This window comes from Microvirga thermotolerans, assembly GCF_009363855.1.
GTDB lineage: Bacteria > Pseudomonadota > Alphaproteobacteria > Rhizobiales > Beijerinckiaceae > Microvirga > Microvirga thermotolerans.
Genome location: NZ_CP045423.1, coordinates 3,507,839 through 3,520,914, shown reverse-complemented (window position 1 = coordinate 3,520,914; position 13,076 = coordinate 3,507,839). Strand labels below are relative to the sequence as shown.

Annotated in this window: 11 protein-coding genes; 1 reads left to right on the top strand and 10 read right to left on the bottom strand. The window is 66.9% G+C overall.

Annotated elements, in window-relative coordinates; genetic code table 11:
• Positions 1 to 109: 109 nt before the first annotated feature.
• The 7 genes from GDR74_RS16710 to GDR74_RS16680 are packed head-to-tail and all read right to left on the bottom strand — an operon-like array spanning position 110 to position 8,530.
• On the bottom strand, positions 110 to 1,315 hold the full coding sequence (locus tag GDR74_RS16710; RefSeq protein WP_152587353.1) for an ABC transporter substrate-binding protein: 1,206 nt from the start codon (positions 1,313 to 1,315) through the stop codon (positions 110 to 112).
• A gap of 48 nt (positions 1,316 to 1,363) precedes the next feature.
• The gene (locus tag GDR74_RS16705) at positions 1,364 to 1,948 is read right to left on the bottom strand and encodes an amino acid synthesis family protein (protein WP_152587352.1); all 585 of its coding nucleotides are present in this window, start codon (positions 1,946 to 1,948) and stop codon (positions 1,364 to 1,366) included.
• Entirely contained in the window at positions 1,945 to 2,529 is a 585-nt protein-coding gene (locus tag GDR74_RS16700) for an amino acid synthesis family protein (protein WP_152587351.1), read from the bottom strand. Before GDR74_RS16700 ends, GDR74_RS16705 begins: the two co-directional genes overlap by 4 nt.
• Positions 2,522 to 3,430: a UPF0280 family protein gene (locus GDR74_RS16695; protein ID WP_152587350.1), complete on the bottom strand. Its 909-nt coding sequence runs from the start codon at positions 3,428 to 3,430 to the stop codon at positions 2,522 to 2,524. Before GDR74_RS16695 ends, GDR74_RS16700 begins: the two co-directional genes overlap by 8 nt.
• The gene (locus GDR74_RS16690; protein ID WP_152587349.1) at positions 3,427 to 4,917 is read right to left on the bottom strand and encodes a 6-hydroxynicotinate reductase; all 1,491 of its coding nucleotides are present in this window, start codon (positions 4,915 to 4,917) and stop codon (positions 3,427 to 3,429) included. Before GDR74_RS16690 ends, GDR74_RS16695 begins: the two co-directional genes overlap by 4 nt.
• A gap of 2 nt (positions 4,918 to 4,919) precedes the next feature.
• The gene (locus tag GDR74_RS16685; RefSeq protein WP_152587348.1) at positions 4,920 to 7,694 is read right to left on the bottom strand and encodes a molybdopterin-dependent oxidoreductase; all 2,775 of its coding nucleotides are present in this window, start codon (positions 7,692 to 7,694) and stop codon (positions 4,920 to 4,922) included.
• A gap of 2 nt (positions 7,695 to 7,696) precedes the next feature.
• A complete protein-coding gene (locus tag GDR74_RS16680; RefSeq protein WP_152587347.1) occupies positions 7,697 to 8,530 on the bottom strand; it encodes an FAD binding domain-containing protein in 834 nt (277 codons plus the stop codon).
• A 418-nt stretch (positions 8,531 to 8,948) separates the two neighbouring features.
• On the opposite strand from GDR74_RS16680, the gene GDR74_RS16675 reads away from it, so the two are divergent.
• Positions 8,949 to 9,722, top strand: coding sequence for a pseudouridine synthase (locus GDR74_RS16675; RefSeq protein ID WP_152587832.1), 774 nt, complete (start codon positions 8,949 to 8,951; stop codon positions 9,720 to 9,722).
• A 21-nt stretch (positions 9,723 to 9,743) separates the two neighbouring features.
• Here the strand turns inward: GDR74_RS16675 and GDR74_RS16670 are convergent, their stop codons facing one another.
• Genes GDR74_RS16670 through thiB form a run of 3 tightly spaced genes read right to left on the bottom strand, consistent with a single transcriptional unit; the run spans position 9,744 to position 13,017 of the window.
• Positions 9,744 to 10,445 carry a thiamine ABC transporter ATP-binding protein gene (locus GDR74_RS16670; protein ID WP_152587346.1) on the bottom strand — a complete coding sequence of 234 codons (702 nt, stop codon included), beginning with the start codon at positions 10,443 to 10,445 and terminating at the stop codon, positions 9,744 to 9,746.
• Complete coding sequence (locus GDR74_RS16665; RefSeq protein ID WP_152587345.1) at positions 10,432 to 12,003, bottom strand: ABC transporter permease subunit; 1,572 nt, start codon at positions 12,001 to 12,003, stop codon at positions 10,432 to 10,434. The genes GDR74_RS16670 and GDR74_RS16665 overlap by 14 nt, the downstream gene beginning before the upstream one ends.
• Positions 12,004 to 12,012: 9 nt before the next feature.
• Complete coding sequence (gene thiB / locus GDR74_RS16660) at positions 12,013 to 13,017, bottom strand: thiamine ABC transporter substrate binding subunit (protein WP_152587344.1); 1,005 nt, start codon at positions 13,015 to 13,017, stop codon at positions 12,013 to 12,015.
• Positions 13,018 to 13,076 lie beyond the last annotated feature (59 nt).

Below are 13,076 nucleotides of genomic sequence, written 5' to 3'. Positions count from 1 at the left end.
GCTCGTGGCGCGGCTCGTCGCGAGGCTCGTTGGCTTGCCGCGCCGGTTGGGGGCCCGGGCTCGCCACAGCGGCGAGCCCGGATGTCGGCATCATGCCGGACGATGCAGTTCAGCCCTCCGGCCGAAGCTTGCGAACCTCGTCGTCGCTCGGAAGATACTTCGCGCCGTCCCTGTAGCCGAAATCGACCATGACGCCTTTGCCGTCCTTGAGCCCGGTCTTGCCGACGAAGGCACCGAGGGTCGATTGATGATCGAGCTTGCGGAAGGTGATGCGGCCGAACGGTGAATCGACCTGGATCCCTTCGGCCGCCTCGACGAGCTTCTCCGTGTCGGTCGAGCCCGCCTTGGCAAGGATGGCCGCAACGGACTTCATGGTCGCGTAGCCGACGATGGAGCCGAGGCGTGGGTAATCGTTGAACTTGGCCTGATAGGCCTTCAGGAAGGCATCGTGCTCGGGCGTCTTGATGCCGTACCAGGGATATCCGGTCACGATCCACCCTTCCGGCGTCTCCTCCTTGAGCGGATCGAGGTATTCGGGCTCGCCGGTCAGGAAGCTGACGACCGACCGATCCTTGAACAGGCCGCGCGTATTGCCCTCGCGCACCAGCTTGACCAGGTCCGGGCCGAACGTGACGTTCAGGATCGCGTCCGGCTTGGCGGACGCGACGGCCTGCACCACGGCTCCGGCATCGATCTTGCCCTGCGGGGGCCACTGCTCCGAGACCCATTCGATGTCCGGCCGTTTGGCCGAGAGCAACTGCTTGAACACGGCAACGGCCGACTGGCCGTACTCGTAGTTCGGTGCAATGGTCGCCCAGCGCTTGGCGGGAAGCTTGGCCGCTTCCTCGGCCAGCATGGCTGCCTGCATGTAGTTGGAGGGCCGGAGCCGGAAAGTGTAGCGGTTGCCGTTCGACCAGGTCATCGCGTCGGTCAGCGGCTCGGCCGCCATGAAGAAGACCTTCTTCTGCTTGGCGTAATCCGCGACGGCCAAGCCGATGTTCGAGAAGAAGGTGCCGGTGAGGAGGGCGACTCCTTCACGGGACACCAGCTCGTTGGCGGCGGTGACCGCGTCCGCGGGCTTTCCGGCGTCGTCCTTGGAGACCACGACCAGCTTCTTGCCGCCCACACCGCCCGCGGCGTTGATCTCGTCGATGGCGAGCTGCCAGCCCTTGCGGTAGGGCTCCGTAAAGGCAGGAAGCCCCGAGTAGCTGTTGATCTCGCCGATCTTGATCTCCCCTTGCGCCCGGGCCGCCGTCGTGGCCCCGAGTGCCGCCAGGACCGCGAACGCGGCCGGCAGTCCGTAACGAAAAGTCATAACGTCCTCCACTTGCTAGGCCTGCGCCAGCTCCCTCTGTTATCTGGCTCAGCGCAGTCCATCTACACCCTTGATTTCGTCCTTCGTCAGCCCGCCCACGCGAGGCAGGGGGCGTCCGCTGTCCGTAATCGCAACGGCGACTACGATCTCGTTCGCGCGCGGCGCATCGGGGATCCGGACCTCCATGCCGTCGAAGTGACTTCGAACATAGGCAGCATCCTTGTGTCCGAGGGGAATGTCCAGCACCACCCCGGGACCACCGCGCTTCTTGGAGGAGGGAATGAGAGCCGCCCCGCCGCCGAGCACGGACCGGACCGGGGCCCCCAGCTTGGGGTGCAGGATGGCCGCCGCATGCTCAAGCTCGCCGTTCTCGCCCACCGCCGCGGCCTTGCCGTAGCTTTCGGCGCGGCTGCCTTCGATCCCGAGCGCGGTCACCGCACGTTCGGCGAGCAGCCCGCCCAACTCCTCGCCGATCTCGAACAGCGGCGCCAGATCCTCCACGTAGCGTCCCGCAAAGGGGTTCTCGATCACCGCGACAGCGGCGGCGCGGCGGGTCGGAGGGTCGATGGGCTGCCCCATCTCGCTGCGCGTTTCCTCGACGACCGTAACGATCTTTCGAACTCTCGCCTTCATCTCAGGCCATCCTCTCCCTTGATCTCGCTGGCCTTGAGGCCGCCGACGCGGGCGTGGATGCGCGCGCCCGTCGTCATGACCAGCACGAGGGCCATCTCGTCGGCCTTCGGCCCGTCCGGCACACCGACCTCCATGGCGTCGAAATGACTGCGCACGTAGGACGCGTTGATGTGGGTCACGGGGACGTCGAGCCGCGTGCCCGGACCGCCCACCTTCTTGGCCGAGGGCACGATAGCCTTGGCGCCGCCGAGGGCCTCCCGCATCGCGTAGCCGCCCGGCACGTGCCACAGGGCGCCGTGCTCGAGCTCCCCCGCCGCTCCGACGATGGCCCCTTTCCCGTAGCCCTCGATCGTACGCGGGTCGCCGCCGAGCGCGGCCAGGAGACTCGTCGCCATCTGCAGCCCGAGCGGCTTCAGATCGTCCATGAAGGGGGCGATCTCCTCCACATAGCGGCCGGCGAAGGGGTTGCGAACGACCGTGACGATGGCCCCCCTCCTGAGCGGGACCTCCGCAGCGGGGCCGCCCTCGTGAAAGATCTCTTCGACCGTCACGAGACTCTTGCGGATATGGACGTCAGGCATAGATGGAATCCTGTGGCAGGCGATGAGGCGGCGGAACGGCCGCAATGGGAGATGGCGAGGCGAAGCCGACCGTCGTGGTTTCGCCCTGAAGGTGGAGGGCCGCGCCTCGGATCAGACCGGACGAGAGCAGTTCTTCGGCGCAGGCGACGCCGCGGGCGAGAGCCGTCCCGATATCGGCCAGGAGCAGAGGCTCGACATGGCGGGTGACCGGGCGGTCGCCGAGGTCGCTGTCGGGCTGGATCTCGGACGCCGGGCAGCGCCGGACGGCCGGGTGGCCCGGCAGGTCGACCGCGTTGGCGATCACGGTGGCGGCGGCATCGGCCGCGGCGGCGGTGGCGGCGAGAACCGTGACCGCATCGGCAATGCCGAGGGAGAAGCTGCGCCCGTGACGGCCGCTGGTGGCGATCCCGCGGATCCCGTCCGCTGCCGTCACGCGGGTCGTTGCGAACAGGCCTGGACGGTCCGGACGGTCCACGAGCCCGACCGTGAATGCCGCGTCTTCGTTCAAATGGAGGGCGATGTCGCCACCGTTGTTGACATAGGCCTTGTCCAACTCGGCCGCCGCCGTCATGGCGCCCAGGATCTCCTCCGCGACCGAGCCCGCCACTGCCGCCATGGGCGTGATGAAGATCTCCTTCGCGAAAGGAGCCACCGCCGCATGCATGCGGCGGGCCACCGTTCCACGCAGGGGACATGATCCAGGCGCGGCAGCCCTGCGCAGCAGGGGCAGCTCTTCGCAGAGCTCGTCGAGGAGGCCGGTCAGGCGCCGCGCCGCGGCCTCGTAGGCAGCCCGCACCGCTTCCGGCCGCCCGAACCCTTCGACGATCAGGTCGATGGGGCCGTCCTGAAGATGCAGGCGGCGGCCGTCGGGGAGCAGCGCGATGTGCGGCCGTCGCGTCATCCGTGCGACCTCCGGGCGGTCTGCGGCGCGAACGGCCACGGATTGTCCAGGCGATGCGGCACCTGGCGACGGGACTCGCTCGGTCCGAGCGAGGACGCGGGACGGACATGGTCCATGTGCCCGCCGAGAGCCGCATAGTCCGAAAGGCGCAGGGTGAATTCGATGGGCGCGACGAGGGCGGGCGTCGGAACATAGCCGAAGGCGTTGTCGGGAACGCGCGTGACGTCCACCATGAACGTGATGCCGCCGCCCGGCCACACATAGACCGGCGCGCCGCCGCAGGTGACGTAGGTGAGGGCATCCTTCACGGAGCGGGTCAGGCGCACGGGATTTTCGGTGACGCCCGCCCGGAGGGAGCCGCCAGCGCCGCCCATGAACAGAACCGTGCACAGGGCAGGCTCGCAGTTCTCCTGGATCCGCTCGACGGATTCCTTCAGGCTCGCCGGCAATTCCCGCTCGACGGGCATCAGCCTGTCGTCGAGCTCGTAGTAGGCGTAGTGCTCGCCCGTCGTGGAGACCATCAGCAGGCGCAGTCCGGCCCATGCCTCCTGCAGGTTGAACGGGCCGAGAATGGAGAGGGGATCGGAGATGTTCGTTCCACCCCAGCCGGTGCCGGGCTCCGCCACCTGAAAGTAGCGCCCCGGCGTCGAGCGCCGCCCCTTCATCTTGATGCCGCTGCCGCGGATACCGAGCAGCTTGCCGGCCTGATGCTCCGAGAGGACGCCGGTGATGTGGTCGTCGACGACGACGACCTCGTCCACCTTGCCGTGCCACTGTTTCGCGAACATGCCGATGGTCGCCGACCCGCATCCGACTCGCATGCGCTCTTCGACGACGCCGTTGATGATGGGGGCCCGCCCCGCCTGGACGACGATGGTCGCTCCGTCGTCGACCGTCAGCTCCGCCGGCTTGCCGTTGCAGAGATCGAGAAGGACGTCGCACGTGACGCGGCCTTCCTTCTTGGATCCGCCGGTGAGGTGGTGTACGCCGCCGAGAGAGAGCATCTGCGAGCCGTATTCGCCCGTCGTGACGTGGCCGACCGCTTCGCCCTGCGCCCGCACGATGGCGCGCTCCGGCCCCAGATAGCGGTCCGTATCGACCTTCACCTTCACGCCGCAATAGCTGAAGATGCCCTCGGTGACGACCGTTACCATGTCGACCCCGTCGATCTCCGAAGAGACGATGAAGGGAGCCGGCTTGTAGTCCGGATAGGTCGTTCCGGCGCCGATCGCGGTCACGAAGGTTTCGCTGCCCTGGAGCAGCTGCCCGTCCCAGTCGCCCGGCCGGTGAAAAGGCACGACGGAGCCGCCCTGAGCCACGGTCCGGTCCAGGACGACATGCGGATCCACACGCACCAGTTCGCCGTCCCTGTTGGCATAACGGTCGCAGGCGCCCGCCATGCCCGGCTTGATGTAGCACATGACCGGACACGCATCGCACCGGATCTTGTCGTCGCGCACGGACTCCACAGTCGGTTCAGGGGTCATGGTCAGCCTCGCGAATGAACGGCGGCGAGGGCCTCGCGCACTCGGCTCGGCGTGGCGGGCACGCGGCGGATGCGGACGCCGGTCGCATGGAAGATGGCGTTGAGGATGGCGGGGGCGGTGGGGATCAGCGCCTGCTCGCCGATGCCCTTGGCTCCGAAGGGGCCGACGGGCGAGGCATCCTCGATCAGAATGGATTCCACGGGCGGCATGTCGCCCGCCGACGGGATCAGGTAGTCGTGCAGGTTCTCGCCCTTTCCGGGAAGGAACTCCTCCATGAGGGCGAGGCCGAGGCCCTGCGCGGCGCCTCCCTCGATCTGTCCTTCGACCAGCATGGGATTGATGGCCTTGCCGACGTCGTGCGCGGCAGTGATCTTCAAGGCCTTCACCAGGCCGAGTTCCAGATCGACTTCGACCTCGACCATATGGGCTCCGAAACCGTAGACCGCATAGGGGTCGCCCTGGCCGTTCTCGTCGAGCGGCGAGGTGGGAGGATCGAACGTCGCCTCTCCGGTGAGCACATAGCCATGCTCGTCCAGGGGCAGCTCCGACAGGGCGATGGTCCAGCGCTGACCGCCATCCTCGACAGTGACGCGGTCGCCCTCGAACAGGAGCCGGGCGCCGTCGCCGGCATTCGCGAGACGCAGGATCGCCTTGCGCAGTTCGCGCCCGGCAAGCTCGGCGGCCTTGCCGCTGACGAAGGTTTGGCGCGATGCCGAGGTCTTGCCGCCGTCCGGCGTGATGTCCGTATCCGCGGAGACGAGATCGAAGCGGGCAAGCGGCGCGCCTATCGCATCGGCGCAGATCTGCGTGATGACGGTGTTCGACCCCTGGCCGATATCGACCGCGCCCTGGTGCAGGGACAGGCGGCCGTTGCGCTTGAGCCCTACACGGATCGTGGAGGGATTGGGCAGCGAGGTGTTGCCGCAGCCGTACCACATGCCGGCGACGCCGGCTCCGCGCCGCAATGTGCCTTTCGCGGCGGCGTTGAAGACTTCCGCTTCCGCGCGAGCGCGCTTCCAGTGCGGACGCAGCGCCTCGAAACAGGCCTTGATCCCCACTCCCTTGCCGAGAACCTGCCCCGTGACGGTCGGCAGCTCGTCGGTCAGGGCGTTGGCGATGCGAAATTCCAGAGGATCGAGTCCGAGGCGTCCGGCAAGCTCGTCGTAGAGCTGCTCCTGGGCGATGGCGGCTTGAGGCACGCCGAACCCGCGAAATGCTCCGGCCGGCACCAGGTGAGTCAGCACGGCGCGGGTCAGCGCGCGGTAGTGCGGCACGAGATAGGGCCCGGAGGCGTGGACCGGCACGCGGTTCGCGACGGTGGGTCCCCAGGAGGCATAGGCGCCCGTGTTGAAGTCCCCCGTAAAGTCCAGCCCGACGAGACGTCCGTCCCGCGTGGCGCCGGCGCGGGCGCGGATGCGGGCCGGGTGGCGCTTCGTCGTCGTCATGATCGACTCGGGCCGCGTATAGGTCATTCGGACCGGACGTCTCAGGAGCCACGCAGCCAGCGCGATGAAGGGCTGCACCGAAAGGTCAAGCTTAGAACCGAAGCCCCCGCCCACTGCGGTCGGGATGATCCGTACGTCCTCCGGAGCCAGCCCGAGAACGCGGGCGATATCGTCGCGATCCATGTAGGGGGCCTGGGTGCAGGCCTGAACTTCGATGCGGTTCCCGACCCGGCGCGCGAAGCCTGCCTCCGGTTCGATATAGGCGTGCTCGACGAAGCCCGTCTCGAAAAGACCTTCGACGACCACGTCCGCCTCGGCGAGCGCCCGGTCGACATCGCCGCGAACGACCCGGCCTCGCACCAGAACGTTGCCCGGGCGCCCCTGGTGGACAAGAGGCGCATCCTCGGCCAAGGCGGCATCCATGGTGGTGCTGGCCGGAAGCTCTTCCCACGTGACGGGGAATTCCGAGAGATCGAGGGCCTCGATGGCTTCCGCTTCTCCGACGATTGCAGCAACCGCCTCGCCGCGGAACCGCGCCTCCGTCTCGGCGAAGACAGGTTGGTCGGCAAAGGCGGGGATGACGCCAAAGCAGTTCTCTCCGGTCACATCCTTCGCCGTCAGGATGCGTACGATGCCGGGATGCGCCGCGACGAATGCGTCGAGATCGCCGAAGCGGAAGCGGGCCCGGTGATGGGGACTACGGACCGCCCGCAGCAAAAGCGCGTCGGCCGGCCACTCGTCGGCACCGAAGATCTCCGTTCCGTTCACCTTGCGCAGCCCGTCGAGGCGGACGACGCGCGAGCCGACTGCCGACCCGGCTTCCGGCATGGGCGCCGCGGCGGGTGCTTGCCGCACGGCGAGGATGGCCTCGACGATCTTGCGATAGCCCGTGCACCGGCAGAGAACGCCGCCGATGGCGTCCATGACCTGGGTTTCCGTGGGAGCGGGATTCCGGTCGAGAAGCGCGGTTGCCGCCACCAGCATTCCGGGCGTGCAGATGCCGCACTGAGCTGCCCCGTGGTCGAGGAAGGACTGCTGGAGCCTCGCGGCATTGGGCGAGTGGTGGGCTAGCCCCTCGATGGTCGTGACGGATCGGCCTTCGGCCTGTCCGACGGCCATCAGACAGCTGCAGACCGGCTCATCGTCGACCAGAACCGTGCAGGCGCCGCAATCTCCTGCGTCGCAGCCGACCTTCGTTCCGGTCTGCCGCAGCTCGTCGCGCAGCACCTTGCTGAGGCGGCTCGCCGGTGCCGCCGAGACAGCTGTCGTGCGGCCGTTGAGGCAGAATTCCACCGTCGTATCCGATTTCGGGGGCGCGACCGGATCGAGCATGTTCAAGTCTCCAGGACACAGGCTTCGAGCGCCCTTCTCACGAGGGCCAACGCGGCATTCCTCCGGTAGTCGGCGGTTGCGCGCAGGTCGTCGATCGGGGAAAGCGACGCGAGGTGATCGAGCGAAGCGCTGCTTCCGATCCCGGGCCGGCCCGGAGCGCCGACGAGGTCCTCCTCCAGGCTGCGAAGCCGTTGCGCGACGGCCGAGCAGGCGCCGACGGCAATCCGCGCCTGGGAGACGCAGCCTTGGGAATCGGTTTCGACGATGGCCGCAACCATGGCGATGGAGATCACAAGGTACCGGCGGGCGCCGAGCTTCAGAAATGCCGAAGCGCCTTCGATGGAGCGCGGCACGACCACGGCAGTGAGAATCTCGTCGGGGCTAATGACCGTCTTGCGATAGCCGGTGACGAACTCGGCGAGAGGAATGCGGCGATGTCCCGAGCGGGATTGCAGTTCCACTTCCGCATCGAGTGCCAGAAGAGGGGGAATGCCGTCTGCCGCAGGCGATGCATTGCAGAGGTTTCCGGCAATCGTTCCGAGATTCTGAATCTGCAGTGATCCGACCTCGCGAGCCGCCGCTTTCAGGGCATCGAAGGCGCGAGGAAGAGGCGCGGACGCGATGCTGCTCCAGGTGGCGCGGGCCCCGATCCGCACTTCGTTCGGGCCAACGGAAATTCCTGCGAGCTCGTCCAGCGCGGAAATGTCGATGACGTTTCCTGCAATCGGTCGGTCGCCGAGCGCCGGATAAAAATCCGTTCCTCCAGCGAGGATGCGGCCGCCATGGATGGCCAGCGCGTCCACCGCTTCGTCCAGCGATCTGGGCCGGAGATACATCGATCCCCTCCTTGGCCATCAAGGCCATTCGTTCCCCTTGGACGGTCGTTGGCCGACCGTTTATTTCATTAGTATGCAAATAAGATGATCCTACATCTTTCCGACTGTCAAGGGACGAAGCGCGCCCTCGCGCGAGCGTGATCCTGCGGTGAGACGGGTGGTCCCGGACGTCCGCTTGCAATGAACTATCGGTGCGCTCCCGGCAGGGCCGACCCACGTGCTGCCGGATGCTGCGAGGGCACTCCGAGAGAACTGCCAAGGGAACTGCCAAGGGAACTGCCAAGAGAACTCGCCGGTGGTTGACGTGGGCAGCGATCTTGGCCTTATGGCCCCACAGTTCGTCCGGTTTCCCGGACCTCCAACCTTCGGATCGAGGAAGAACAGATTGAAGCCATCCTATCGCCCGCCGGCGGCGCGAATGACGCGATCAGCCGGCGAGGCCAAGGTAAGTCTTGCGCGCGCATTGTCCAAACTGGGCTTCTGCTCCCGGACGCAGGCCGAGGGTCTGATCGCGGAGGGGCGGGTCCGCGTGGACGGTCGGGTCTCCCGCAGCGCGACAATGCGGATCGATCCCGACCGCGCGCGGATCGCCGTCGACGGCCAGCCGGTTGCGGCCGAGCGCAAGGTCTATCTGATGCTCAACAAGCCGCGGGGGCTGGTCACGACGCGCAGCGACCCTCAGGAGAGGGCCACGGTCTACGACTGCCTGAAAGGTCTCGACCTGCCCTTCGTCGCTCCCGTCGGGCGGCTCGACAAGGCAAGCGAGGGGCTCCTGCTGATGACGAACGACACCCGCTGGGCGCAGCGCCTCCTCGATCCGGCCTCGCATGTCAGCAAGGTCTACCATGTCCAGATCGACCGCCTGCCGGATCAGTCCATGCTGGATCGGCTCGTTGAGGGTGTCGTTCACGATGGAGAGCGCTTGAGCGCCAGAGCGGCGACGGTGCTGCGAATGGGCGAGCGCAACGCCTGGCTCGAGGTCGCCCTCAGCGAAGGCAAGAACCGTCAGATCCGGCGGCTTGTCGGCGAAACGGGCGCGGAGGTACTGCGTCTCGTCCGCGTCGAGATCGGCGGCCTGCGACTCGGCGATTTGCCGAAAGGCGCGGTCAGGCACCTGACGCACCAGGAGAAGGCTTTCCTGGATGCCTCCATGCAAAGGAAGGCATCTGCCGATCCGCGATCTGAGCCGTGACCATGGCGGCCTCTGTCAGGGTCAGCTTTCAGGCTCGGCGGCAATGGCCGCGGCGAGGGACGGGTCATGCAGAATGGCGGAAGGCGATCCGGTGGCGACCACTCCGCCGCCGGCCACGAGGACCATCTGCTCCGCCAGGTCTCTCACGTCTTCGGGCGTGTGAATGGACATGATGACCGTTACCCTCTTCTCGCGCCGGAGCTTGTCCACGAGAGCGACCATGCTGCGGCGCAGATGGGGATCGAGGCTGCTGAAAGGCTCGTCCAGGAGGATCAGCGGCCGTCCGGAGATCAGCGCCCGGGCGAGCGCCACGCGCTGGCGCTGTCCCCCCGACATTTCGCCAGGCCGGCGATTTTCGAAGCCCTTCAGGCCTACGGCCTCCAGCATGTCCGTTACCCGGGCCCGGTCTCCGGAACTCAGCCTCAGGGACGGCCGGATGCCGAGTGCGACATTCTCCGCCGCAGCGAGGTGCGGAAACAGGTTGTGATCCTGAAAGACGATGGCGACGGGCCGTTCCGCAGGAGAGAGCGGCAAAAGGCTCCTTCCGCGAAAGGCGAGGGTGCCGCTTTCCGGCGTTTCGAATCCTGCGATCATGTGCAGAAGTGTCGTCTTTCCTCCTCCCGAGGGCCCTACGACGGCACAGAACGTTCCCTCCTTCACCTGAAGGGTGTAGTCGGCCGTGAAATCCGGCCAGGTCAAACGGCAGTTCTCAATCGCGAGCATAGGGCAACCGGCCGGAAAGGCGTGCGAGAAGAAAGGCCACGAGGACGACGATGAGGCCGATCGCCGATGCTTCGTCGAAGCGATAGGCTCCCAGTCTTTCGTAGAGCAGATACGGCAGGGTCCTCAATTCGGGGCCGCCGAACAGGGCAATGATGCCGAAATCGCCGAAGGAGAGCGCCATCGCAAGAGCGAAGGCCGCACCCAAAGGCTGTCGCAGCAGGGGCCAGTCGACGATCCTGAGCCTCGATGCGCCAGCCAGGCCGAGAGAGGCGGAAAGCCGCCCGTATCGCTCTTCCGCCAGCATGAGCCGGGGCGCGACGGAGCGATAGACGAAGGGCAGGGATCCCAGGCCGTTAATGAGGGGGAGGAGGACGGCGCCGGCCAGCGCCGGATCCGCAAGGGGCCTGACGATCGCGAAAAGGCCCGCCGTCAGCGCGAAAGGCGGGACGGCCAGGAGAAGGTTCGGGATCAGTTCGAACAGGGACGCCCCACGCGGCGAGCCGAGGACGAAACGGCGATGCCGCGCGGCGGCGCCGAGGAGCAGCGCGAGGCAGCAAGCCAGAGCGGCGGCAGCCGACGCAATCGCCAAGCTGGTGGCAAGGGCCTGGAAAAGGTCGGCGTCCATCACGGCGCCGAGATGGCCGAGGCCGGTGAGTACGCTGAGGGCGAGGGGCCCGATGAACCCGAAGCCCAGAATGAGGACCGCGCTGTCGAACGCTTTCAGCCGACGATCCCTTGCGTCGGAACGGACGGGAGCGCCGCGCACGGTCGCCGCGGCAGGCCGATAAGCCAGGGGCTTCTGAAGAAGAGAGGCCACCGCCAGACAGATCGCGACCTGAACCAGGGAAAGGGATGCTGCGCGAGCGAAATCCAGGTCGACCTTGAGCGCTTCATAGATGGCCACTTCGAGCGTCGCGCGGCCCGGTCCGCCTCCGAGGGCGAGGACGACGGCGAAGCTCTTGAAGCAGAGAAGGAAGACGAGACTTGCAAGACCCGGGAGCACCGTGCGGAGAGCGGGCCAGTCCAGGTGGCGGAAGATCTGGCGAGGCGTGAAGCCGAGAGCGGACGCCAGGCGCCACTGCTCGGCGGGCACGGTGTCGAGGGCGTCGAGCGCCACCCGTGCGACGAAGGGAGCGTTCAGGAAGACATGGGCGATGAGGATGCCAGGATAGCCGAAGATGCCGATCGGCCCGGCTCCGGAGTCCGCGAGCAACCGAGCCGCCCATCCGTTCCTGCCATAGACCGTGAGGACCGCGAAGACAGCGACGATGGTTGGTATGACCATCGTCGTTCCCAGGAAGGCGAGCAGGGTGTCTCGTCCAGGGAAGCGCCGGCGGGCCAGGGCCAGCGCGAGCGCCGTGCCGAGGCCGAGGGAGAGGATCGTCGACAGGGTCGCCTGCACAAGGGAAAAGATCAGGACCTGGACGAGATAGGGACCGATGGAGAAGATACCCGACCCGCTCCCTCCGGCGCGCAGCAATGCGAAGAAGCCGCCCGCAACCAGGGCCAGGATGGCAAGGGCCACCAGGCTCCCGGGGTGGGGCGGCCTGAGGGTCATGATTGCAGGTCAGCGGGCCGTGGCATTGAGCCAGCGGTCCACGAAGGCACGTCGGTTCTCCCGCACCTCGTCGGGCGTGAAGAGGAGCGTCCTGCTCGGCTGGATCGCATCCTTGAATGCCTCGGGGAGGCTCGCTGCCGATGCCTTCGCTGGCATCATCCAGTTTCCTTCGGGCATGGCGGACTGGAATGCATCGGACAGGACGAATTCCATGAACTTCCTGGCGAGTTCGGGGTTCTTGGCGGTCTTCGTCATGCCTGCCAGCTCGATGTGCAGGTAGTGCCCCTCGTCGAACGCCGCCGCCTTGTACTGGTTCTTCTTCTCCACGGTCACATGGTAGGCCGGCGAGGTGGTATAGGACATCACCATGTCGGCCTCGCCCTTGAGAAACAGCCCATAAGCCTCCGACCACCCCTTGGTGAAGGTGACGATGCGCGGTCGCAGGTCGGCCCAGGCCTTGTCGGCCCCATCGCCATAGATCTTCTCCATCCAGAGAAGGAAGCCAAGGCCGGGGGCGCTGGTGCGGGGATCCTGGAGCACGATTCTCGGCCCGTTCGGGTGCTCGACCAGCTCCTTCAGGCTCTTGGGAGGATTGGCGAGCTTGCTGGAGTCGTAGACGAACGCGAGATATCCCCAGTCGTAGGGAATGAAGGTGTCGTCGGACCACGCCACGGGCAGGGTCAGGCCCTCCGTGTTCACGCCGTGAGGCGCGAAGAGGTTCAGAGCCTTCGCCTCCGCGGCGAGGTTCATGTCGAGGCCGACCACGGCATCCGCCTTCGTGTCCGATCCTTCCAGCCGCAGACGGCCGAGCAGGCTGCCGGCGTCTTCCGCGGTGACCCAGGCGAGCTCGCAGTTGCAGACGGCTTCGAAACGCTCCTTCACGGTCTTGCCGGGACCGTACTTCCCGGCGAAGGAGCTGTAGGTATAGACCGTGAGAACGGGTTTCGTTTGGGCAGAGGCCAAGCCTGCGGCGAGGCAGAGCGAGGCAAGAGCGAGGGCAATTCGGCCGAACATCAGGAACGCTCCCATGCATGAGGTAGGCCAGGTCTGCGGCACGGCATGCAGGGGGCGCA